The sequence below is a fragment of the Erwinia sp. GW821-FHT03D09 genome, assembly GCF_059420805.1.
Genome location: NZ_JBWKUK010000018.1, coordinates 1 through 23421 on the forward strand (window position 1 = coordinate 1; position 23421 = coordinate 23421).

The window sequence follows — 23421 nt, forward strand, 5'->3', positions numbered from 1 at the left end:
GTGTTGCGGGTCGCCCGCAGCGGCTGGTATGCCTGGCGGACGCGGCGTATCGTCATCAGCGCCCGCCAGCAGTTCCGTCTTGTCTGCGATGGGGCGGTTCGGCAGGCATTCAATGACGCCAAACAGCGCTATGGTGCGCCGCGTCTTGCTGATGAGCTTCCGGCGTACAACGTCAAAACCATCGCAGCCAGCCTGCGCCGCCAGGGGTTGCGCGCAAAGGCCCCGCGCCGGTTCAGGCCGGTCAGTTACCGTGAACATGGTTTGCCGGTGTCGGAAAACCTGCTGAAGCAGGACTTCTACGCCGGTGGGTCGAATCAGAAATGGGCGGGAGACATCACCTGTCTTCGTACAGATGAAGGCTGGCTTTACCTGGCGGTAGTGATTGACCTGTGGTCGCGAGCCGTCATCGGCTGGTCGATGTCTTCGCGGATGACACACAACTGGCGTGCGATGCGTTGCAAATGGCGTTGTGGCGACGTAAACGCCCGGAAAACGTCATTGTCCATACAGACAGAGGTGGTCAGTACTGTTCAGCAGATTACCAGACCTTGCTGAAACGCCATAATCTGCGAGGCAGCATGAGCGCAAAAGGGTGTTGTTACGACAATGCCTGTGTGGAAAGCTTCCTCCACTCACTGAAAGTGGAATGTATCCACGGCGAGCACTTTGCCAGCCGGGAAATAATGCGAACGACGGTGTTTAATTATATCGAGTGCGACTACAATCGCTGGCGTCGCCACAGTGCCTGTGGTGGTCTTAGCCCGGAACAATTTGAAAACCAGAACCTCGCTTAGGCCTCTGTCCACATTACGTGGGTAGGATCAACCGACCTTTAGATAGGTAGGCTTTTGCCTTAACCTCATGTTAAACATGGTTTTTTTGTTTTTCCCACATAAATCCCATGCATTCGTAATAAGAACTAAATTTATCGGACTTCACTTACCCTACTATCGCACCAATCACTATCCACATCACCTAAACCTGAGTTAACATGTCTGGAACATTGACCGCAGTCACATTGCTGCAGGTAAAATCACGTAGACAGGAGTAGGTATGTCCAAGCAACAGATCGGCGTTGTGGGTATGGCTGTTATGGGCCGCAATCTGGCACTCAACATTGAGAGCCGTGGCTATTCAGTTTCTATCTTCAACCGCTCTCGTGAGAAAACCGATGAAGTGGTGGCAGAGAACCCAGGTAAAAATCTGGTTCCGCACTATACCGTCGAAGAGTTTGTTGACTCACTGGAAAAACCTCGTCGTATCCTTCTGATGGTGCAAGCCGGTGAAGCGACCGACAAAACTATCGCATCCCTGACTCCACACCTGGATAAAGGTGACATCCTTATCGATGGCGGTAACACCTTCTACAAAGACACCATTCGCCGTAACCGCGAACTGTCTGAGCAGGGCTTCAACTTTATCGGTACCGGTGTTTCCGGTGGCGAAGAGGGCGCACTGAAAGGCCCATCTATTATGCCTGGTGGCCAGAAAGAAGCTTACGAGCTGGTTGCCCCAATCCTGACTGAGATTGCAGCACGTGCCGAAGGCGAAGCCTGCGTGGCTTACATGGGTCCGGACGGTGCGGGTCACTATGTTAAAATGGTGCACAACGGTATCGAATACGGCGATATGCAGCTGATCGCTGAAGCCTACTCCCTGCTGAAAGGCGCGCTGAATCTGAGCAATGACGATCTGGCGAAAACCTTCAGCGAGTGGAACGAAGGCGAGCTGAGCAGCTATCTGATCGACATCACCAAAGATATCTTCACTAAGAAAGATGAAGAGGGTAACTACCTGGTTGATGTGATCCTGGATGAAGCGGCGAACAAAGGTACCGGTAAGTGGACCAGCCAGAGTTCCCTGGATCTCGGTGAGCCGCTGTCACTGATCACCGAATCCGTGTTTGCCCGCTACCTCTCCTCGCTGAAAACTCAGCGCGTAGCGGCATCTAAAGTGCTGACCGGCCCAACCGTGCAGGCTGTATCAGGCGACAAAGCCGAGTTCGTTGAGAAAGTACGCCGCGCGCTGTACCTGGGCAAAATCGTTTCTTATGCACAGGGCTTCTCTCAGCTGAAAGCGGCTTCTACCGAGAACAACTGGGATCTGAACTACGGCGAAATCGCGAAGATCTTCCGTGCGGGTTGCATCATTCGTGCTCAGTTCCTGCAGAAAATTACCGATGCCTATGCCGATAACGCTGACATCGCTAACCTGCTGCTGGCTCCGTACTTCAAAAACATCGCTGACGAATACCAGCAGGCGCTGCGTGACGTTGTGGCCTATGCCGTTCAGAACGGTATCCCAACGCCAACCTTCTCTGCTGCAATCGCTTACTACGACAGCTACCGTTCAGCGGTACTGCCTGCGAACCTGATTCAGGCTCAGCGTGACTACTTCGGTGCGCATACCTATAAACGTACTGATAAAGACGGTGTGTTCCACACCGAATGGCTGGACTAATCCCGTCATCAACCTCCCGCGTTGCGGGAGGTTATTTCTCCAATTCCGCCTTCCCCGAAATTTTTTAAGGTAATCCCTATCCTACCTTGCTGACTCTTCACCGATTTTTACCTATACTTAAGCCCTTGCGTTAGTTTTCCATTGTGTTGAGTAAACTGAAAATTATGAGTCTTGATAGCCATTCAAATTCTGAGCAACATCCGCATTACCCCAAAAATAATCGAGTTAAAGAGCTTGATATTTTAGATATCACAGTGCAGTTGTGGAATGGAAAAAAAACTATTTTTTCCGCAATTATAGTCACTGTTTTGCTGGCGTTGCTCTATATATTCACGGCAGAAGAAAAATGGACATCAAAGGCGATTGTGACGCTGCCTGCTGCTGGGCAAGTTGCAAACTATAACGCGGCCCTTAGCGTTCTTTACGCGCAAAGCCCACAGGACAAACCTGCAATCGGGGATTTGCAACAGCAGTTGTTTAACCGTTTCGTTGGTTCTATCAATGCTCTTTCTTCTGAACTGGAGAATCAGGACGAGCCACAGGAACTTAGAATTGAACAGGTCAATAAAGGCAGTGGTGATCCACTTCGTATTTCTTATACGGCTGAAAGCGCTAAAGCAGCACAGCAGCAGCTTGCGAAGTATATTGCTTCAATCAATGCTGATGTCGTTGACGATTATGGCGCAGATATTCGGCGCAGCCTGAGTGTTAAAACCCGTGAATTAACCGATTCTATTGAGACACAAAAACAGGTCGCTCTGAATAAAAAACAGCAGAGATTAGATGTAATCAATCAATCAATCAAAGTCGCTGAAGCGTCTGGTATCGAGCAGTCTCAGTTGAAACAGGCTGAATTTCTATCGGACGATACGCTTTACCTGCTAGGTACAGTTTCGCTTAAGGCGACCATAGCTAATGAAGCCACTCGCCCATTACCCTATGATAGTAACTATTACGATACACAGCGTGCTCTGTTCGCCATGACTCATCTGAAAATTCAGGTGGATAACCTGCAGTCATATCGTTACATTGCCAGGGCAGACCTACCGGTTCGCAGAGACAGTCCGAAAAGAGGTTTGACTTTGATTTTGTCGGTTATCCTCGGTGGCATTATCGGTTCCGGCATTGTGATTGGCCGCCTGGTCAGCCAGCAGTATCGCGAGCGCAAACAGCCTTAAACGTTAACGCAGCGGCCGGCGTCATCCGGCCGCACAATTACGGCGTTATGGACCACGCTCAAGCGCGTTACCGTCCTGTTCGCACTTCAGGCCACCGCGCTTATTCCTCTTCCCGCAAAAAACTCAGGATCGTCGGTGCCGCAATGCGCTGATAGTCTGCCGTATTCAGTACCATGGATTTTTCCAGCAGCCCGGCGTTAAACGCCAGCTCTTCATAGCGCGTCAACAGGCTGGGATCGGCAACCAGCATTAAATCCGGGTGAAAGCTAAATGGCGGGATTGCCCCGAATACGCATCCGGTCAATTTATCCACCTCGGCCGGACTGGCCAGCGAGGCGCGCAGCCCGCCCAGCGCCGATGCCAGTAGAGAGAGGTCGGCCTGCTTATCGGCAGGCAGCACCGCCAGCACGTGCTGCTTCACCCTGTTACCTTTCACATGGCACACCAGTGCCTTTGCGCCCTGGCCGAGTTCGGTACCGCGCAGTGCAGCCACATCTTCACATTTCCCCATCGCCGTGTGCTCCATCACCCGGTAACGCGCCTGCTGCCCGTCGAGCAGAGCGATAAGTTGGTCAAAGGTACTCATGATTGCTCCCTGTAAAAAAATAAGGGCCGGATAACCGGCCCCTTTAGGATAGTGAACGATTATTTGTGCCGCTGCCTCAGGTTTTCAATCACCGCCGACAGGTTAAGATCCTGATCCTGTAACAGCACCAGCAGATGATAAACCAAATCCGAGGCTTCGTTGGTCAGTTCGAAGCGGTCGTTAACTGTCGCTGCCAGTGCGGTTTCCACACCTTCTTCCCCCACTTTCTGCGCGATACGCTTAGTGCCGCTGGCGTACAGGCTGGCGGTGTACGAGCTTTTCGGATCGGCATGCTTGCGCTCGGCCAGCAGCTGCTCCAGCTGGTAGAGGAAGGTCCAGTCTGCTGCTGCCGGAGAGAAGCAGCTTGAGGTACCGAGATGGCAGGTAGGCCCCACCGGGTTGACCAGTACCAGCAGCGTATCGTTATCGCAGTCCGGGGTGATGCTGACCACGTTAAGGAAGTGCTCGGAGGTTTCCCCTTTGGTCCACAGGCGCTGCCTGGTCCGTGACCAGAAGGTCACCTTGCCGGTGGCCAGCGTTTTATCCAGCGCTTCCTGATTCATATAACCGTGCATCAGAACTTCGCCGGAAACGGCGTGCTGTACGACGGCGGGCATCATCCCGTCAGTTTTTACCCAGTCCAGCTTAGCCAGCTGTTGTTCAGTCAACATGCGCGGATCTCCACACCTTTTTCTACCAGGAACGCTTTGAGTTCCCCAATATTAATAATCTGCTTATGGAAGACGGAAGCGGCCAGCGCACCGTCAACGTCGGCATCGCGGAATGCCTGATGGAAGTGTTCCATGGTGCCCGCGCCGCCGGAGGCGATCAGCGGTACGTTACACACTTCACGTACCTTCTGTAGCTGCACCAGGTCGTAGCCGTTGCGCACGCCATCCTGGTTCATCATATTCAGCACGATTTCACCGGCGCCGCGCTTCTGCACTTCCTGCACCCAGTCGAGGGTTTCCCACTGCGTCACGCGGGTGCGGCTTTCGTCACCGGTGTACTGATTCACGTGATACTTACCGCTTTCGCAGTCGTACCAGGTATCAATCCCGACCACGATGCACTGCACGCCGAAGCGATTGGCCAGGCGGGTGATCAGCTCCGGATCGGCCAGCGCCGGGGAGTTAATTGAAATCTTGTCGGCGCCGAAGGAGAGCAATAGCGCCGCGTCTTCCACAGACTTAATGCCTCCCGCCACGCAGAAGGGGATATCGATCACTTCCGCCACGCGCGAGATCCAGCTTTTATCCACCACGCGGCCATCGCTTGATGCGGTGATATCATAAAACACCAGCTCGTCGGCGCCTTCCTGGGCATAGCGCTGCGCCAGCGGCACGATATCACCGATGATTTCGTGGTTACGGAACTGCACGCCTTTGACCACCTGGCCGTCGCGTACGTCCAGGCAGGGAATTATCCGTTTTGCCAGCATGAAATTGCCTCCGATACGTTGAATTTACCTTCCAGCAGGGCGCGACCAACGATCACGCCCTGCGCACCGCTGCCGCGCAGGGCGGCAATGTCGTCAAGCGAGCCGATGCCGCCTGAGGACTGGAAGGCAATTTGCGGATAGCGTACGGAGACTTCGCGATACAGCGCAACGTTTGAGCCGCTGAGCGTGCCATCGCGGGAAATATCGGTACACAGCACGTGCTTCAGGCCAAACGGCAGGAACTGGTCGATGACCTCTTCCAGCGTGATCCCGCTGGCTTCCTGCCAGCCGCTGATCGCCACTTCTTTACGGTTGTTGGCATCAATGCGCACGTCCAGCGCCAGAACGATCGCTTCCGCGCCGTACTGCTTAAACCACTGCTGAACCTCTTCCGGCTGCTTAATCGCCGTTGAGCCAACGACTACGCGAGTTGCGCCGGCGTTCAGCAGCGCCTCAACGTCGTCTTTGGTGCGGATGCCGCCGCCAACCTGCACCGGCACGCTGACGCCCGCCAGCAGTTTGGTCAGCAGGGGGATCTGGCGTGCGGCCGGGTCTTTTGCACCGGTCAGATCGACCAGATGCAGCACGGTCGCGCCCTGAGCCTGATAATCCTGCAGGCGCGGCAGAGGATCGCTGCCGTAGTCACGCTGCTGGCCGTAGTCGCCCTGGTGCAGGCGCACCACTTTGCCATCAATTAAATCTAACGCCGGGATAATCATACTGGTTACATCTCCAGGAAATTTTTCAGCAGATGCGCGCCAGCGGCACCGGAACGCTCGGGGTGGAACTGCACGCCGTAGAAGTTATCTTTCTGCACCGCAGCGGTAAACGGGGAACCGTAGTTGCACTGGGCAATGGTGTACGGGTTCACCGGCATGGCGTAGCCGTGGACGAAATAGAAGTACGAACCGTCTTCAATGCCGCGGAACAGATGATTACCGGCCTGCGAAGTGATCTGGTTCCAGCCCATATGCGGCAGCGGCAGGCCAACGTCCTGCATCCGCTCAACCGGATGTTCGATCACATCCAGCGTCGGAATACCGCCGTTTTCATCGCTGTGCGAGCCAAGCAGCTGCATTCCCAGGCAGATGCCCAGCACCGGCTGCGTACAGGCTTTGATCAGCTCGATCAGGTCGCGTTCGCGCAGCTGGTCCATTGCCGCCTGCGCGGTGCCGACTCCCGGCAGAAACAGCTTGTCGGCATTCAGTACGATATCGGCTTCACGGCTGACCTGCGGGTTGTAGCCCAGGCGTTGTATGGCCCACTTTACCGAGGAGAGGTTGGCGCAGCCGGTATCCAGGATCACCACGTCCATTACAGTACCCCTTTCGAGCTTGGCAGCGTGTTGCCCTCTACACGGATCGCCTGACGCAGTGTGCGGCCGAAGACTTTAAACAGGCTTTCAACACGATGGTGATCGTTTTTGCCTTTAGTGCGCAGGTGCAGGGTACTGGCCATGGTGTAAGAGAGCGAGCGGAAGAAGTGTTCCACCATCTCTGTGCTCAGATCGCCCACGCGCTGATAGCTGAACTCGGCTTTATATTCCAGGTGCGGACGGCCGGAGATATCCAGCGCGCAGCGCGCCAGGCATTCGTCCATCGGCAGCATGAAGCCAAAGCGACCGATCCCGCGTTTATCGCCCAGTGCCTTCAGCAGCGCTTCGCCCAGCGCCAGGCCGGTATCCTCCACGGTGTGGTGATCGTCAATGTACAGATCGCCCTTCACGTCGATATTCATGCGGAATCCGCCGTGGGTGGAGATCTGGTCCAGCATATGGTCAAAAAAACCGACGCCGGTATTGATTTTGCTGTCGCCTTCGCGGTCCAGCCACACTTCAACCTTGATCTGTGTTTCTTTAGTGCTGCGGTTGACCAGCGCATAGCGATCGCGTTTGGTCAGCTGTTCTTCAATCTGCGACCAGTTCAGGCCGTCTTTGCCGTACAGCAGTCCGGTGATACCCATATTCTGAGCCAGCTGCACGTCGGTGGCGCGGTCGCCGATCACGTAGCTGTTGGCGGTATCCAGCGCGCCTTCGGCCAGCCACTGAGTGACCATTTTCGTTTTTGGCTTGCGGCAGTCGCAGTTATCTTCCGGTTTATGCGGGCAGATCAGAATATCGTCAAACTTCACGCCCTGAGAGGTGAGGATCTGCATCATCAGATTGTGCGGGCCGTCGAAGTCTGCCTGCGGGAAGCTGCTGGTGCCCAGTCCGTCCTGATTGGTGATCATTACCAGTCGGTACCCGGCCTTCTGCAACGACAGCAGCGCGGGAATTGCATCCGGCTCAAAGGCCAGTTTATCCATGCGGTCCACCTGAAAATCTTCCGGCGGCTCAGAAATAATAGTGCCATCGCGATCGATAAAAAGGACTTTCTGACTCATGCTTGCTCCTGAGGTACGGTTGCGCCGGGTAAAGATTTCAGCGCGCTGATAACACGGTCACACTCTTCACGGGTGCCGATGGAAATACGCAGGCATCCGGACAGTCCCGGCTGCTTATTCTGGTCGCGCAGGATAATACCCTGATCCCACAGGGTCTTAAAGACCTGGCTGGAGGCAGTAAAGCGCGCGAGAATATAGTTGGTTTCACTGTTAAACACTTCTTCAACGCAGTCGCACTGGCGCAGATCGGCAATCAGCTTTTCACGGTTGGCGATCAGCTGGCCGACGTGCTCGCGCATTAGCGCAATCCCTTCGTCGCTCAGCGCCTGTCCGGCGATATCCGCCACCGGCGTGGAAAGCGGGTAGGGGGCGATCACCTTCATCAGCAGGGCGATCACTTCGGCGTTCGCCAGGGTGAAGCCGCAGCGCAGCCCCGCCAGCGCAAAGGCTTTCGACAGCGTGCGCAGAACCACCAGGTGCGGGTAATCTTTCAGCCAGCCTGCCAGTGACGCCTGCGGGCAGAACTCGATGTAGGCTTCATCGGCCACCAGCAGCGCTTTACCGCGCGTCATCTCCAGCAGCTCACGGAAATCATCCGGGTTGATCAGGTTACCGGTCGGATTGTTCGGGCTACAAACGTAAACCAGCTTCACGCCGTCCAGCTGTTCAGCAATGCCGGACAAATTCAGCTGCCAGTCTTCACGCGCTTCGACGGTGCGATACTCCACGCCGATAGTTTCCGCGCTGACGCTGTACATGCCGTAGGTCGGCGGACAGAACAGCACCGCATCTTTACCCGGCTCGCAGAAGGCGCGCATCAGCAGCTCAATGCCTTCATCGGCACCGCGGCTGACCAGCACCTGATCCGCATTCAGCCCGGCGTAAGCGGCATAGCGCTCAATGACCAGCTTAGGCTGGCATTCAGGATAACGGTTCAGAGTCTGCTGGCTGAGGTGAAACGGCACCGCCAGCGGATATTCATTGGCGTTCAGCCAGACGTCGCCGTTGCCACCCAGACGACGAGCAGACTGGTACGGGGTCAGTGCGCGAACGTTTGCGCGGGCCAGCGCTTCAACGGAATTCGTGCTCATGGTTTCTCCTTCAGTGCGGCTACGCGCAGGGTCACGGCATTCTTGTGGGCAATCAGCTGCTCGGCGGCGGCCAGCGTTTCAATGGTTGCTGCCAGGCCCATAAAGCCTTCCTGCGTCAGTTCCTGCACCGTCATCCGCTTCTGGAAGTCCGCCAGGCCCAGGCTGGAATACGTGGCGGTATAGCCGTAGGTTGGCAGCACGTGGTTGGTTCCGGAAGCATAATCACCTGCGGATTCTGGCGACCAGTCACCGAGGAACACCGAACCGGCGCTGGTGATGCTTTCCACCAGATCGCGCGCCTTGCGGGTCTGAATAATCAGGTGCTCAGGTCCGTAGCGGTTGCTGATCTCCACGCACTGCTGCAAATCGCGGACCACAATCAGGCGGCTGCTCTCCAGCGCTTTGGCGGCGGTGGCGGCGCGCGGTAGTTCGGCCAGCTGACGATCCACGGCGGCAGCCACGGCTTCTGCCATCGGCAGGGAGGGGGTCAGCAGCAGCACCTGGGAATCAGGGCCGTGTTCGGCCTGTGACAGCAGGTCAGAGGCGACGAAGTCTGGCGTTGCGCCTTCGTCGGCAATCACCAGCACTTCCGACGGACCGGCAGGCATATCGATGGCCGCACCGTCCAGGCGCTGGCTGACCTGGCGCTTGGCTTCGGTGACGTACGCGTTGCCCGGGCCAAAGATTTTGTCCACTTTCGGCACGCTTTCGGTGCCGAAAGCCAGCGCGGCAATCGCCTGCGCGCCGCCCACCTGAAAGACTTCCTGCACGCCGCACAGTTTGGCTGCGTAAAGGATTTCGTCGGCAATCGGCGGCGGCGAGCACAGCACCACGCGACGGCAGCCGGCGATGCGGGCAGGAGTGGCCAGCATCAGCACGGTGGAGAACAGCGGTGCCGAGCCGCCGGGAATATACAGACCAACAGAAGCCAGAGGACGGGTCACCTGCTGGCAGCGCACGCCCGGCTGGGTTTCAATATCCACCGCAGGCAGTTTCTGCGCCACGTGGAAGGTATCAATATTGGCGACCGCAACGGCCATCGCCTGCTTGATTTCTGAACCGAGGCGCGCGCAGGCGTCCTCGATTTGCTGCTCGCTGACGCGCAGCGCATCAACCTGCGTTTTATCAAAGGTGGCGCTGTAGTAGCGTAGCGCATCATCACCTTCGGCTTTAACCTTCTCGAGAATACCGCGCACCGTGGCGCTGATACTGTCCGAGGCAGAAATCGCCGGGCGCGTCAGCAGCGCCTGCTGCTGCTCTTCGCTACAATCCTGCCAGGCAACAGGAGTCATCGTGGTCGCCATGAGGTTACTCCATCATCTTCTCAATTGGCAGCACCAGAATGGAGCTGGCCCCGAGGGATTTCAGTTTTTCCATGGTTTCCCAGAACAGCGTTTCGCTACTGACCATGTGCATGGCCATGCGGCTCTTATCGCCTGCCAGCGGCAGAACGGTAGGGCGCTCGGCTCCCGGCAGCAGGGAAATGATGTCTTCCAGGCGTTCGCTCGGCGCGTGCAGCATGATGTATTTTGATTCGCGAGCCTGAATCACACCCTGAATACGGGTCATCAGCTTGTCGATCAGCTCCTGCTTGGCGGCAGGCATTTCGCCGTCGCGCTGGATCAGGCAGGCTTTAGAGCGGTAAATCACTTCCACTTCACGCAGGCCGTTCGCTTCCAGCGTGGCACCGGTAGACACCAGATCGCAGATCGCATCGGCCAGCCCGGCGCGCGGCGCCACTTCCACCGAACCGTTCAGCAGGCAGGATTTGAAGCTGATGTTCTGTTTATCGAGGTATTTTTTCAGCAGGTGCGGGTAGGAGGTCGCAATGCGGGAGTTTTGTAAACAGGCCGGTCCGGTGTATTCATCATCAACCGGCATCGCCAGCGACAGGCGGCAGCCGCCGAAATCCAGGCGACGCAGCGTGAAATAACGCGGATCTTCGCCCTGCGCGCGGCGGGTCAGCAGCTCTTCTTCCAGCACGTTCTCACCGATAATGCCGAGGTCAACCACGCCATCCATCACCAGGCCAGGGATATCGTCATCGCGTACGCGCAGGATATCGATCGGCATGTTCTCAGCGAAGGCGATCAGGCGCTGCTGCTGCAGGTTAATTTTGATGCCGCAGCGGGCCAGCAGTTCGCGTGATTCATCACTTAAACGGCCTGATTTCTGCATAGCTATGCGTAAACGGGTGTTATCTAACATCGGTGCTAATCCTCTTTTCCTGTCTGCTTTATATTCATTATGTCGTTAGTCAGTCTGTCATCTCAGCATTCGGGCACTGTATCCGGCCCAAAAAAAAGCCCCCGGAAGGTGATCTTCCGGGGGCCATTTCGCGATTTCAGCACCACTGGAAGATCCTGAACGTCTTCCAGCACACATCGCCTGAAAGACTAGTCAGGGTGATGGTGGTGATGATGGTTAAACTGAACGCGAGTCATAAAATTCTCTTGGATGAATGTCTATTCATATCGTGACAAATAACCTAACCAGGATGGTGAGATGACGCAACACTTTTTTGTCAATGTTGAAAGATTCTCTTATTAACTGGCGGTTGTCACCGGCATTGGGCTGGCGTAGCCTGATGCAAACGGGTTGCATAAAACGGGAGCAAGAGGATGAAGAGAGTCGCAATTGTCGGACTGGGCTGGCTGGGAATGCCGCTGGGGCTGTCGCTCACCGCAGGCGGAATGCAGGTCACCGGTAGCAAAACTACCCAGGATGGTGTTGAAGCCGCGCGTATGTGTGGCATCGAAAGCTACATGCTGGAACTCAACCCGGAACTGGTCTGCGAGGCGGACGATCTGGCCGCTTTGCTGAGCGTTGACGCGTTGGTGATTACGCTTCCCGCCAGCCGCACGGCTTCCGGCGGCGAAAGCTATCTGCTGGCGGTACAGCAGCTGGTGGATAGTGCGCTGGCCTTTAATATTCCGCGCATTATCTTCACCAGCTCAACGTCCGTGTATGGCGATCGTCCGGGCTTGACCAAAGAGAGCAGCGAATTGCTACCGGTTACCGTTGCCGGGCGCACGCTGCAGGAGCTGGAAAACTGGTTGCATAAGCTTCCCGGCACCTCGGTAGATATTCTGCGGCTTGCCGGGCTGGTAGGGCCGAAGCGCCATCCGGGGCGCTTCCTGGCAGGAAAAGAGGGACTGAGCAACGGCGCACAGGGGGTTAACCTGGTGCATCTTGAGGATGTGATTGAAGCTATCCGGCTCCTGCTACAGCGCCCGAAAGGCGGCCACATTTACAATCTCTGCGCCCCGGTTCATCCGTCACGCAAAGAGTTTTATCCCACCGTCGCGCGCCAGCTTGGCCTGACGCCGCCGACCTTTATTGACGACAGCACCGGTAAAGACGGCGGTAAAATCATCGACGGCAGCAAAATCTGCCGCGAACTGGGTTTTGAATATCGCTACCTGGACCCGGGCAAGATGCCGCTGGCTTAACCCTGAAGCGGTGCCGGCAGTCACGCTGACAATTCTGATGCCCTGCAAGGATGCAGGGGGGGCTCACGTCAGGCCGCATTCTCCGGGATGTGAGTGAAAAAAGCCGGATCGATCTGCTGCTCTTTGAGCCAGGGATGGATGGCCGGATAGCGGTAAACTGCCGGGCCCGGCGTTATCGGCGGGTACTGATAAATTTCATCCAGCCGCTCCCAGACTCATCCCGTTAAGCTCTGGCTTCAGCTCGGCATACGCCGTCGCGGCAGAGGCAGGGAACGGCTTCCTGCCGATTGGAAACAGGCGGCTGCTGAGATATTCCGCATACGCTTTATTTCTCACTGCAATGAGCAGAGCGAGGAACGTCTCGTCTTTCACCTTCTGAAACTCATCGGTGGTGAAGGTTGTTAATAGCTCGAAAATGGAACGCTCAACCAGATCCTTCGCGGATCGTTCTGATTCGATGTACTGAAAGCGGGAGGTAATCACCACCCCGGTAAAGGCCAGCGCGGTGAACAGCACGTTAATGGCGTTGTAGATTGCGCCGGTAGGTTCGCCGAAGGCCGCGCTGGAAACATAACGGGAGAGGGGGGTACGCCGCCGCTCAGAACAGGATGATGCCAAAAACGACAATAATGAAGAAACGGGTGTTGCTACTGGTTGAATTCATGACGGTTCCTCAGGTGACCGGTCCGTATTTTACTGCGAACCGGCCGGATTTAAACCCCCAGTCTGTCGCGCAGCGCATACCACGCGGCCCCGATTGCGGTCAGCGGCACGCGCAGGGTGCGCCCGCCGGGGAAGGGCAGATGCGGCAGTTTCGCAAAGGCATCAAAGCGTTCGGCGTCACCGCGCATTGCCTCAGCGATCAGACGACCGGAAAGATGGGTGCTGGTCACCCCGTGCCCGCTGTCGCCCTGCATGTAGTAAACGCCGTTTTCCAGGCGGCCAAACTGCGGCATTCTTGACAGCGTCAGCAGGAAGTTGCCGCTCCACGCGTAATCAAACTTCACCCCGGCCAGCTGGGGGAAGGTTTTCAGCAGCTTGGGGCGGATCAGCGCATCAATATCAGACGGTTCGCGCGCGCCGTAAATCACCCCGCCGCCGTACAGCAGGCGGTTATCGGCGGTCAGGCGAAAATAGTCCAGCAGATAGTTACAGTCCTCAACACAGAAGTTGTTCGGCAGCAGCGACTGCGCCACCTCGGCGGAGAGCGGTTCGGTGGCAACAATCTGCGAGCCGCAGGGCAGGCTTTTTTTCGCCAGTCTGGGTTCAAGATGCGGTGCCAGATAGGCATTACCGGCAAAAATCACAAACCGCGCCTGAACCTGCCCCTGTTCGGTACTGATGCGGTGCGGCGTACCGTATTGCACGGAGGTTACCGCCGAACGCTCAAAGATTCGCCCGCCGTGACGGCGAATGGCTTCGGCCTCACCCAGCGCCAGATTCAACGGGTGAATATGCCCGCCGCTGCGGTCCAGCAGTCCGCCGACATAGCGATCGCTGCCTACCTCTCGACCAATCGCCTCGCGATCCAGCAGTTCAAGCTGGTGATTGCCATAGCGCCGCCAGCGCTGAGACTGCGCGTCCAGATGCTGCATCTGTCGCGGGGTCAGTGCAGCAAAAATACCGCCGGGGCGGTAATCACAGTTAATGGCGTAGCGGTCGATACGATCGCGGATGATCTCCGTACCTTCAAACATCATGCTGCCCAGCAGTTGCGCAGTCTCGCTGCCGTAGCGCTGTTCGATAACATCGACATCGCGGCTGTACGAGTTAACGATCTGCCCGCCGTTGCGGCCGCTGGCACCGAAGCCAACCTGCGCCGCCTCCAGTACCACCACATCGTAGCCCGCTTCGGTCAAAAACAGCGCCGAGGAGAGGCCGGTAAACCCGCCGCCGATGATGCACACGTCGCACTGAATACTCTCTTTCAGCTGCGGCCAGACTTCGTGCGGGTTGGCGGTTGCTGCGTAGTAGCTATTCACATGCATAATTTTTCCCTTATGCCCGGCAGTACCGGGCCGATCGTGGCTAAAACGTTGCGGGCGTATGGGCGCTGATAATGCAGCAGCGCCGGGAAGAGGAATTGGTAAAGCTGTGGGGGTGGCCGGTATCAATGACATAGCTTTGCCCGGCATGCAGGTGATAGCTCTGGCCGTTGATATTCAAAGTGATCTCCCCCTCCAGTAGCGTGCCCGTTTCCTCACCCTGATGGCGTATTTTTTCTCCGGTAGTGGCGCCGGGCTCGTAGGTTTCCAGCAGCATGGCCAGCGTTCTGCGGGCGTTGCCGTTATGGATCAGGCGCAGTGAAACGCCCTGGCCGCCGATATCGATCAGCTCATGCGCCTCAATCACCACTTTGGGTACGTCATCCACCACCGGCTCCGAGAAAAACTCCGACAGCGACAGGCCGTACACCTTAAGTAACTTTTGCAGCGTGCTCACTGCCGGGCTGACTTTATCCTGCTCAATCGTGCTGATCGCGCTGTGGGTCAGGCCCGAAAGCTCCGCCACGCGGCGCTGTGACAAACCCATCTGCTGCCGGAGCTCGGATAAACGCCGTCCGGGAGCCAGGGTGATTTCGCTCATAGCCTTTCCTTTCTGAAACGCTGGCTGGCCGCAATCAGCCCGCCAAAAATCTGGCGGGATGGCTCCGAGCCGGCGCTTTGCCATTCCGGGTGCCACTGAACCGCCAGGGCAAAGGGATGCTGAGAATGACTGACGGCTTCGATCAGGCCGTCGGCGGAACGTGCTTCGGGCCGCATTTTTGCGCCCAGCGTGCGTATTCCCTGCTGGTGCAGGGAGTTGACCCGCAGCCTGCTGGCGTTACCCACCAGCGATGAGAGCAGGCCGTCCGGCTCCAGCCAGACATCATGAACCGGTGAGTATTGTTCCTCCAGCATCAGAGAGGGATCTTCACGGTGATCCTGCATGCCGGCCACCAGATGCAGCTGGCGGTGCAAATCACCGCCGGTGGCAACCACCAGCTCCTGAAGCCCCCGGCAAATTGCCAGCAGCGGCATCTGATTTTCCAGCGCGTAGTTAACCAGCGCAAAGGCCAGCCGGTCGCGGCCGGGGTCGGCATCCGGCTCTTCCCCGGACTGATGATAATGATGGGGTTCGATATTACTCGGGCTGCCAGTGAGTAAAATGCCATCCAGCGCAGCCATAGCGTTTTCTAATAGATGAGGGGCAGACATCAGCCCGTGGGGCAGCGCCAGTGGAATTCCGCCTGCCAGCAGAACGGCGTCGAGATATTTGTTGTGTACCATCTGCGTCGGATGGCCGTTTTTATCGACCTGGCACATCACCACGCCAATCAATGGTTTGTCAAAAATAATGCCCATTCTCACCCCGTTACACTGTTAAAAATATCAACCGGTGGAACCGCCTGTGGCGCAAAACTGTGCAATATTATGTCAATCTAGCAACGGGTTGGGTAATATTCAAACGTGATGAGGTGAAAAATTAAGCAGTTAGTTACATTTGCACACTGTTTGTGTTGGCGCTATGTTAATAGTGTGGCTGTTATTTTGAGCAACGCTCAACAACGAAACGAACCTGGTGGGTGGCATCATGACCAATATTGTCGAAGTTGAAGACTTCACGCGGCACAGTGAAGAGAAACGAACCACCGCGTTCCTGAGTGAAGTGCAAACTTACCTGGAACGCCATCCTGAAACGCAGTACGTCGATATCCTCCTCAACGATTTAAATGGTGTTTTCCGCGGTAAACGCATTCCGATTGCCAGCCTCAAAAAACTGGAAAAAGGCTGTTACTTCCCGGCTTCAGTCTACGCCATGGATATCCTCGGCAACACTGTGGAAGAAGCAGGACTCGGCCAGGTACTGGGTGAACCGGACAATATCTGCGTTCCCGTTGAAGGTTCTTTAATTCCCTCCGCTACCGATCCCGAACATCTGGCGCAAATTCTTCTGACCATGCGCAATCAAGATGGCACTCCCTTTGACGTTGAACCCCGTAATGTCCTCAACCAGCTGTGGCAGCAGTTGCGCAATCGAGGATTGTTCCCGGTGGTAGCGGTAGAGCTGGAGTTCTATCTGGTCGATAAACAGCGCGATGCCGAAGGCTACATTCAGCCGCCGTGCGCGCCGGGCAGCGACGAGCGTAATATGCAAAGCCAGGTGTATTCCGTTGATAATCTCGATCACTTTGCCGATGTGCTGAGTGAAATCGACGAGCTGGCGAAACAGCAGGGCATCCCGGCAGATGGTGCGCTGGCGGAAGCTTCCCCGGGCCAGTTTGAGATCAACCTGCACCACACGCGTAATGCGCTGAGCGCCTGCGATCACGCCGTGCAGCTGAAGCGGCTAATCCGCCAGGTGGCCGAACGCCACGGCATGAATGCCACTTTTATGGCTAAACCGTACGAAGAATACGCCGGTAGCGGCATGCATGTGCATATCAGCATGCTGGATGCCGCCGGTCATAATGCCTTTATCTGCGATGACGGTAGCGATTCGCCGCTGCTGAAGCGCGCGCTGGCCGGGATGATCGATTTGATGCCTGCTTCGATGGCATTGTTAGCGCCCAACGTTAACGCCTACCGCCGTTTCCTGCCGGATGCGTTCGTTCCGTTACAGGCATCCTGGGGGCACAATAACCGTACCGTGGCGCTGCGTATCCCCTGCGGCGACAGCGATAATCATCGGGTGGAATACCGCGTTGCCGGGGCCGACGCCAACCCCTATCTGGTGATGGCGGCGATTCTGGCCGGTATCCTGCACGGGCTGGATAACCAGCTGCCGCTGCCGGTCGCGGTGAAAGGCAACGGCCATGAAGCCGACGGGAATCCGCTGCCGATCCGCCAGAGCGATGCGCTGTATGAGTTTGAACAAAGCCATGCATTACAAAAACTGCTGGGTACGCGCTTCGGTTTTGTCTGGCACAGCTGTAAGCATCATGAGTTGATGCACTTCGAGCGGCTGATTACCGCCACGGAAATTGACTGGATGCTAAAAAACGCCTGAAGGCCCGGCTGGCAGTCGCTGAACGTGGCGAATCGTCTGTGTAAAAGCGCCTTGCCAGCCAGGATTAAACGTAAATTTGTAACTTAAAGTCTCAAAAGCTTGTCAGGGTGCCTTTGTTTGGTGCAAAATATGCGCCCTGCATTAAAGAAGATCACGTAACCGACGCTAGTTAATCCTGGCGGCGGTTATTTTTTTATGCAGGTAAACGAATTTTGTATTTTAAGAGGCCGGTCCAGCACCGGATAGATATAAGCTTTCAGCACACACAGTGACGTGTCTTATTGAGGAAACAAACATGGGGCAACATCTTTTTACTCCAGCATCTGCTGGTATTCGCCAACGCGACGACTACGGCGCGAAAGCAGGATCTTTTACTACTCCTGCCTGCTATTCCCTCAATCCTCTTAAGAAAGACTATCGCAGCACGCGAAGTTTCCCTGTGGTTCAACCCAGAAAGGTTGACTCTATGGGGAGGCTGAATCATGTCGCTTAATACTGCTACTCCTGGCGCACAGCCTCGCGCTCACCTGAAGAAAACGCTGACGTTAATGCCTGTAGTGATGATAGGCCTGGCTTACATGCAGCCAATGACCCTCTTCGATACCTTTGGCATTGTTTCCGGCTTAACTGACGGTCACGTAGCAACTGCATACGCATTTGCGCTGATTGCTATTCTGTTTACCGCGCTGAGCTACGGCCAGCTGGTTCGTCGTTTCCCGTCTGCGGGTTCGGCCTACACTTATGCACAGAAAGCGATCAACCCGCACGTCGGCTTTATGGTCGGCTGGTCTTCACTGCTTGATTATCTGTTTATGCCGATGATCAACATTCTGTTGGCCAAAATTTACTGGGAAGCACTGGTTCCCGGCATTCCATCATGGATTTTCGTGATTATGCTGGTGGGCTTTATGACCCTGTCTAACCTGAAAGGCATTAAAACCGTTGCTAACTTCAACAGCGTGATCGTTGTGCTGCAGGTGGCGGTGATGGTGGTCATTATGGGTATGGTGGTCTGGGGTGTAGCGCACGGCGAAGGTGCCGGTACGCTGGTCAGCAGCAAGCCATTCTGGTCTGAAAATGCCCATGTTGTTCCGATGATTACGGGAGCGACCATACTCTGCTTCTCGTTCCTCGGCTTTGACGGCATCAGCTCACTGTCTGAAGAGACCAAAGACGCCGGGCGCGTGATCCCGAAAGCGATCTTCCTGACCGCATTAATTGGCGGCGTGATCTTTATCGTGGTTTCTTACTTCCTGCAGCTGTACTTCCCGGATATCTCTCGCTTTAAAGATCCGGATGCGTCACAGCCGGAAATCATGCTGTACGTGGCGGGCAAGGCCTTCCAGTTCGGTATTCTGATTTTCTCCTGTGTGACCGTACTGGCTTCAGGCATGGCGGCCCACGCTGGCGTATCGCGTCTGATGTACGTGATGGGCCGTGATGGCGTGTTCCCGGAGCGTTTCTTCGGTTATATTCATCCGAAGTGGCGTACTCCGGCGCTGAACGTGCTGCTGGTTGGTGCCATTGCGCTGACCTCCATCACCTTTGACCTGGTCACGGCTACCGCGCTGATTAACTTCGGTGCGCTGGTGGCGTTTACCTTCGTTAACCTGTCGGTGATTTCGCAGTTCTGGGTTCGTGAAAAGCGTAACAAAACGCTGAAAGACAACTTCAACTTCCTGATCCTGCCGATGCTGGGTGCGCTGACGGTGGGCGCGCTGTGGATTAACCTGGAAGAGAGCTCAATGGTTCTCGGCCTGGTGTGGGGCGCAATTGGCCTGATTTATCTGGCCTTCGTCACCCGCAGCTTCCGTAATCCGGTGCCGCAGTGTAGCGAAGATCTGATGTAACGGCGGTTAAGTTTTGCATCAAAAAGGGGCGGTTCATATGAACCGCCCCTTTTTTTCGTCTCCAACATCGAAAATCGTCAGGAAGTCAGCTCGCGGGCATATTCGAACAGCGCTTTCAGCTGCGCCAGTTTTCCTGCATCACCCTCATACTGGTTATACAGCATCTCCAGTTCCTGCACATAATCCTGTACGCGCTGCGGATTCAGCGCTTCGCGGCGATGCTGCAGCCAGCGTTTCTGCGCTGCGTCGTCCAGCGTGCCTGGGAAATTGCGCGCGCGGAAACGGAACAGCAGCTTCTCAATGCGGGCATCGGCAAAGGTCAAATCCAGCGCCGGCAGATTTTCCGCTGCCGTCTGGCGAACAATATTCATCGCCTGGCGATCCGCATCGCTAAAGAAACCGTTATACAGCTGGGCATCAACATCCTCCGACGGGGTAAACGGCTCCGCCTCTGCAAACAGCGTCACTACTTTTTCACGCACTTCCGGGTGCTGACGCAGCAGTGCGAGGTTATCCAGGCAGCGCTGGCGATCGATATCCAGCCGTGCCGCATCTTCCGGGCGCAGAGTATTGGCCGGAGCCACCACCGGACATTTATTGATATGTACCAGCTTAAGCGGCACCGGCGAGGCGTCGCCCAGCTCATCGCGTCGGGTATACAGCCGCTCACGCAGCTGATCAGCATCCAGCGTCAGCAGGGGCGACATATCACCGGCCAGGTCGCAGGTAATCAGCGCATTGCGGTTGTCGGGATGCCAGGCCAGCGGGGCGATCCAGCTGGTATTGCCGCGCGCCGCGCCGAACATACCGGAAATATGCACCAGCGGCTTCATCTGCGGGATATCCACCAGCGCGGTGATTTTTTGCTTATTGCGATGGGTAAACAGGAAGTCGTACAGCCTTGGCTGCTTTTCTTTGACCAGCTTTGCCATGGCAATCGTGGCATAGACATCCGACATCGCATCGTGCGCATTGGCATGTTCCACGCCGTTAGCTTTGGTCAGATGCTCAAGGCGGAAGCTGGGGAAACCGTCGTCGTTTTCCGGCCAGACAATCCCTTCCGGGCGCAGGGCGTAACAGGCGCGCATCACATCCAGCAAATCCCAGCGGCTGTTGCCGTTCTGCCAGCTCCAGGCATAAGGGTCATAAAAATTACGATAGAACAGATTACGGCTCACTTCATCATCAAAGCGCACGTTGTTATAGCCAACGATGCAGGTACCGGGTTCGCTGAACAGCTGGTGGATACGGCGGGTAAACTCTACCTCGGTAACGCCGCGCGCGCGCGCAATCTGCGGCGTGATGCCGGTAATCATCACTGCTTCCGGCTGCGGCAGGTAGTCGTCAGCAGGCTGGCAGTAAAACACTTCCGGCTCACCGATAATATTGAAATCCATATCGGTACGAATCCCGGCGAACTGCGCTGGTCGGTCCAGCGAGGGACTTTTACCGAAGGTCTCGTAATCGTGGAAGAGGAAGGTAGGCTGTGCGCGATCGTTTTTCAAAGTTTATATCCGTCCACTTTTGTTCATATGGCCCTGAGCGATGCAGAACGATGTTTCAGATATGGTAAACCATTATCCCCCTGCTCTGAAGTGACGAATGCAGCCGATTGCCGTCCGCTCGTCCATGAAGAAAAAATACGGCCACGCATTCCCAGACTGTCGCGCGCTAAACGGTGTTACCAACTCTCGCCTGACGGACGGTTAAGCGTTACACTGAAGCAGGGTTACTGTCTGAAATCGGGGAATAAATTGCCTGTAAATCTGTTAGCCATTCCGCCTGTTGCGTTGAGCAGCTCGAAAGCCGCTGGCATCCTGTTGATTAATGAAGGGCCCGGCCCGGTGCGGTCGAAAGCCCTGTACACCCAGGGTGACCGCGATCTGCAACAGATGGCCTCGATGACTAAAATATTGACCGCAATGGTTCTGGCTGACCTGAAACCTGATTTAACCACGCTGCTGACCCGTACCGACGCCGATTCCGCGCTGGGTTCTGGCGCTAACCTCAACGTCAGTGAATCCATCTCAGTGAAGGATGCCTTCTATAATCTGATGCTGCCATCCTCCAACGTGACCGCCAATATGATCGCCAGAATCTGGGGCGGTAAGCTGTTGAGCGCGGAAGGGGTGACCGACTACACCGACAGACAGGCCGTGGTTCGCTGGGTACGCCAGATGAATGCAAAATGCCGTTCTATCGGCATGGGATCGGCTCTGTTTACAACGCCTTCCGGCCTGGGAAACAATCATGCCAGCGTGATTGGAGCCCTGAAAATGGTGGCACGCGCCACGCGCTATCCAATGATTATGCGCAGTTGGAAGACGCAGAATTACCGGCTAAAAGTGTTTGGTGATACCCCGCGTATTGAAACCATCTCAAACACGAACGATCTGCTGTTCTCTGACCTGGAAGTGATCGGTGGCAAAACCGGTACGCTGACGCCAATCTACAACCTGGCCTGCGTGGTATCGATGCCGAACAATCAGCTGCTGCTGGTGGTCACGCTGGGTGCCGAGCGGGCGGAGGATCGCTTTACCGACTGCAAGGCAATGATCGATGCGGTGAAAGTGCAGTACCAGACGTCGAAAGCCAGCTAGTGCGCTAATTCGCTGATTATTCATATTTTCTTGCAATTTAATTACACTTTGCCACGCGATATCTCGTACAACATCCGCAGTTTTTGTTGGTTTATTCGAGGATTTAGCGGTGAAGAAGCGTCAGCTTGGAAGTGTATGCCTGGTTTTATTACTGAGTACGGTTGCCCGTGCTGAAGATCTCCCCGCAGAGAACGCTTTGGCGTTCCCGCTTACCCCTCCGGTTATTGATGCTGCCTCCTGGGTGCTGATGGATGCCACCACCGGGCAAATCCTGACGGCCGGTAATCCGGATGAACGCCGCAACCCGGCCAGCCTGACCAAGCTGATGACCGGCTACGTGGTGGATCGTGCCATCGATAAAAAGCGCATCAACCGCGATGATATTGTTACCGTCGGTAAAGATGCCTGGGCTGCCGGAAACCCGGTATTTAAGGGCTCCTCGCTGATGTTCCTCAAACCAGGTGATAAAGTCACCGTGCGCGATCTCAGCCGGGGAGTGATTATCGACTCCGGCAATGATGCCTGCGTGGCACTCGCAGACTACGTGGCAGGCAGCCAGTCCAGTTTTGTCGATCTGATGAATCAGTACGTGAGCAAATTAGGCATGGCTAACAGTCATTTCGAAACCGTTCACGGGCTGGATGCTCCGGGTCAGTACACGACCGCTCGCGATCTGGCCATCCTGTCCCGGGCGATTATCAGCGGCGAGCCTGACTTCTATCAGATGTACAGTGAGAAATCGCTGACATGGAACGGCATTACCCAGCAGAACCGTAACGGTCTGCTGTGGGACAAGACTCTGCACGTGGACGGTCTGAAAACCGGGCATACCGAAAGTGCAGGATTTAACCTGATTGCCTCCAGCGTTGATGGTCAGCGCCGTCTGATCGCCGTGGTCATGGGGGGGAAAAGTCCGAAAGGGCGTGAGGAGCAGGCTCGCAAGCTGCTGAGCTGGGGCCAGAGCAACTTTGATACTGTGCAGCTGTTCCACGCTGGAAAAGAGATCGGCCATGAAAAAGTGTGGTACGGCATCCCACGCAGCGTTCCTTTGGGCAGCGAAAAAGATATTTACCTCTCCCTGCCGCGTGATGAAGTTCAGAAAATCAAAGCGCGCTATGTGGTAGAGAATAAAAATCTGGAAGCGCCGCTGAAGCTGCACGAACAGGTAGGCACCATCCAGCTGGTGAAAGGCGATAAGCTGCTGACCAGCTATCCGCTGGTAACCCTCCAGTCGGTAGAACAGGCCGGCATTTTTGCCCGCATCAGCGATTACATCCAGCGTAAGCTGTAAAAAGTGGCGTCGCTGATCCCTCCGCTTACAACGCTAAACGCAGCCGCTGCTCCTCATATCGCCATTTGCAATCTGTCTGAGTTTTAGCTGGCAGATAACTG

Annotated in this window: 22 protein-coding genes, 1 pseudogene and 1 other annotated feature; of the genes and pseudogenes, 8 read left to right on the plus strand and 15 right to left on the minus strand. The window is 55.9% G+C overall.

What is annotated here, in order from left to right; all coding sequences use genetic code 11:
* From AC07U6_RS17445 to wzzB, 3 genes and pseudogenes are all read left to right on the plus strand, one after another.
* Positions 1-794 (plus strand): annotated as a pseudogene (locus tag AC07U6_RS17445) (IS3 family transposase); the annotation flags it as partial.
* Positions 795-1053: 259 nt separating this feature from the next.
* Positions 1054-2460 (plus strand): NADP-dependent phosphogluconate dehydrogenase, encoded by a 1407-nt coding sequence (gene gnd, locus AC07U6_RS17450; RefSeq protein WP_494763084.1) that lies wholly within the window; start codon positions 1054-1056, stop codon positions 2458-2460.
* A 164-nt stretch (positions 2461-2624) separates the two neighbouring features.
* The gene (gene wzzB / locus AC07U6_RS17455) at positions 2625-3638 is read left to right on the plus strand and encodes an LPS O-antigen chain length determinant protein WzzB (protein ID WP_494763083.1); all 1014 of its coding nucleotides are present in this window, start codon (positions 2625-2627) and stop codon (positions 3636-3638) included.
* A gap of 100 nt (positions 3639-3738) precedes the next feature.
* Here wzzB and AC07U6_RS17460 read toward each other — a convergent pair whose 3' ends face one another.
* From AC07U6_RS17460 to hisL, 10 genes are all read right to left on the minus strand, one after another.
* Positions 3739-4224, minus strand: a complete 486-nt coding sequence (locus AC07U6_RS17460) for a YbaK/prolyl-tRNA synthetase associated domain-containing protein (protein ID WP_494763082.1) — start codon at positions 4222-4224, stop codon at positions 3739-3741.
* Positions 4225-4283: 59 nt separating this feature from the next.
* Positions 4284-4895, minus strand: a complete 612-nt coding sequence (hisIE, locus tag AC07U6_RS17465; RefSeq protein WP_494763081.1) for a bifunctional phosphoribosyl-AMP cyclohydrolase/phosphoribosyl-ATP diphosphatase HisIE — start codon at positions 4893-4895, stop codon at positions 4284-4286.
* Positions 4889-5665: an imidazole glycerol phosphate synthase subunit HisF gene (gene hisF, locus AC07U6_RS17470; RefSeq protein WP_494763080.1), complete on the minus strand. Its 777-nt coding sequence runs from the start codon at positions 5663-5665 to the stop codon at positions 4889-4891. Before hisF ends, hisIE begins: the two co-directional genes overlap by 7 nt.
* Positions 5647-6384 carry a 1-(5-phosphoribosyl)-5-[(5-phosphoribosylamino)methylideneamino]imidazole-4-carboxamide isomerase gene (gene hisA / locus AC07U6_RS17475; protein ID WP_494763079.1) on the minus strand — a complete coding sequence of 246 codons (738 nt, stop codon included), beginning with the start codon at positions 6382-6384 and terminating at the stop codon, positions 5647-5649. The genes hisF and hisA overlap by 19 nt, the downstream gene beginning before the upstream one ends.
* Before the next feature lie 5 nt (positions 6385-6389).
* The gene (gene hisH, locus AC07U6_RS17480) at positions 6390-6980 is read right to left on the minus strand and encodes an imidazole glycerol phosphate synthase subunit HisH (RefSeq protein WP_494763078.1); all 591 of its coding nucleotides are present in this window, start codon (positions 6978-6980) and stop codon (positions 6390-6392) included.
* Positions 6980-8047, minus strand: a complete 1068-nt coding sequence (gene hisB / locus AC07U6_RS17485; protein ID WP_494763077.1) for a bifunctional histidinol-phosphatase/imidazoleglycerol-phosphate dehydratase HisB — start codon at positions 8045-8047, stop codon at positions 6980-6982. The genes hisH and hisB overlap by 1 nt, the downstream gene beginning before the upstream one ends.
* Entirely contained in the window at positions 8044-9138 is a 1095-nt protein-coding gene (gene hisC / locus AC07U6_RS17490) for a histidinol-phosphate transaminase (protein WP_494763076.1), read from the minus strand. Before hisC ends, hisB begins: the two co-directional genes overlap by 4 nt.
* Positions 9135-10442: a histidinol dehydrogenase gene (hisD, locus tag AC07U6_RS17495; RefSeq protein ID WP_494763075.1), complete on the minus strand. Its 1308-nt coding sequence runs from the start codon at positions 10440-10442 to the stop codon at positions 9135-9137. The genes hisC and hisD overlap by 4 nt, the downstream gene beginning before the upstream one ends.
* A gap of 4 nt (positions 10443-10446) precedes the next feature.
* Positions 10447-11346 (minus strand): ATP phosphoribosyltransferase, encoded by a 900-nt coding sequence (hisG, locus tag AC07U6_RS17500; RefSeq protein ID WP_494763074.1) that lies wholly within the window; start codon positions 11344-11346, stop codon positions 10447-10449.
* A gap of 89 nt (positions 11347-11435) precedes the next feature.
* Positions 11436-11559, minus strand: a sequence feature (His leader region).
* Entirely contained in the window at positions 11535-11582 is a 48-nt protein-coding gene (hisL, locus tag AC07U6_RS17505) for a his operon leader peptide (RefSeq protein WP_100396937.1), read from the minus strand. (Overlaps the previous feature by 25 nt.)
* A 177-nt stretch (positions 11583-11759) precedes the next feature.
* Here hisL and AC07U6_RS17510 point away from each other — a divergent pair, with 177 nt between their 5' ends.
* On the plus strand, positions 11760-12590 hold the full coding sequence (locus tag AC07U6_RS17510; RefSeq protein ID WP_494763073.1) for an SDR family oxidoreductase: 831 nt from the start codon (positions 11760-11762) through the stop codon (positions 12588-12590).
* Positions 12591-12785: 195 nt separating this feature from the next.
* On the opposite strand, the gene AC07U6_RS17515 is transcribed toward AC07U6_RS17510, so the two are convergent.
* The 4 genes from AC07U6_RS17515 to puuD form a co-directional block, all read right to left on the minus strand.
* Positions 12786-13208: a hypothetical protein gene (locus tag AC07U6_RS17515; RefSeq protein ID WP_494763072.1), complete on the minus strand. Its 423-nt coding sequence runs from the start codon at positions 13206-13208 to the stop codon at positions 12786-12788.
* A gap of 95 nt (positions 13209-13303) precedes the next feature.
* On the minus strand, positions 13304-14578 hold the full coding sequence (locus tag AC07U6_RS17520; RefSeq protein WP_494763071.1) for an NAD(P)/FAD-dependent oxidoreductase: 1275 nt from the start codon (positions 14576-14578) through the stop codon (positions 13304-13306).
* A gap of 40 nt (positions 14579-14618) precedes the next feature.
* The gene (puuR, locus tag AC07U6_RS17525) at positions 14619-15176 is read right to left on the minus strand and encodes an HTH-type transcriptional regulator PuuR (RefSeq protein ID WP_494763070.1); all 558 of its coding nucleotides are present in this window, start codon (positions 15174-15176) and stop codon (positions 14619-14621) included.
* Positions 15173-15934 carry a gamma-glutamyl-gamma-aminobutyrate hydrolase gene (gene puuD, locus AC07U6_RS17530; protein ID WP_494763069.1) on the minus strand — a complete coding sequence of 254 codons (762 nt, stop codon included), beginning with the start codon at positions 15932-15934 and terminating at the stop codon, positions 15173-15175. The genes puuR and puuD overlap by 4 nt, the downstream gene beginning before the upstream one ends.
* 226 nt (positions 15935-16160) lie before the next feature.
* Here puuD and AC07U6_RS17535 point away from each other — a divergent pair, with 226 nt between their 5' ends.
* Together AC07U6_RS17535 and AC07U6_RS17540 are read left to right on the plus strand one after the other, a co-directional pair.
* Entirely contained in the window at positions 16161-17579 is a 1419-nt protein-coding gene (locus tag AC07U6_RS17535; protein ID WP_494764511.1) for a glutamine synthetase family protein, read from the plus strand.
* Between the two features lie 482 nt (positions 17580-18061).
* Positions 18062-19429, plus strand: a complete 1368-nt coding sequence (locus AC07U6_RS17540; protein WP_494763068.1) for an APC family permease — start codon at positions 18062-18064, stop codon at positions 19427-19429.
* A gap of 77 nt (positions 19430-19506) precedes the next feature.
* On the opposite strand, the gene sbcB is transcribed toward AC07U6_RS17540, so the two are convergent.
* Positions 19507-20934: an exodeoxyribonuclease I gene (gene sbcB, locus AC07U6_RS17545; protein ID WP_494763067.1), complete on the minus strand. Its 1428-nt coding sequence runs from the start codon at positions 20932-20934 to the stop codon at positions 19507-19509.
* Positions 20935-21183: 249 nt separating this feature from the next.
* Here sbcB and AC07U6_RS17550 point away from each other — a divergent pair, with 249 nt between their 5' ends.
* Positions 21184-22029, plus strand: coding sequence for a D-alanyl-D-alanine carboxypeptidase family protein (locus AC07U6_RS17550; RefSeq protein ID WP_494763066.1), 846 nt, complete (start codon positions 21184-21186; stop codon positions 22027-22029).
* A gap of 109 nt (positions 22030-22138) precedes the next feature.
* The gene (gene dacD / locus AC07U6_RS17555) at positions 22139-23320 is read left to right on the plus strand and encodes a serine-type D-Ala-D-Ala carboxypeptidase DacD (protein ID WP_494763065.1); all 1182 of its coding nucleotides are present in this window, start codon (positions 22139-22141) and stop codon (positions 23318-23320) included.
* Positions 23321-23421: the final 101 nt, after the last annotated feature.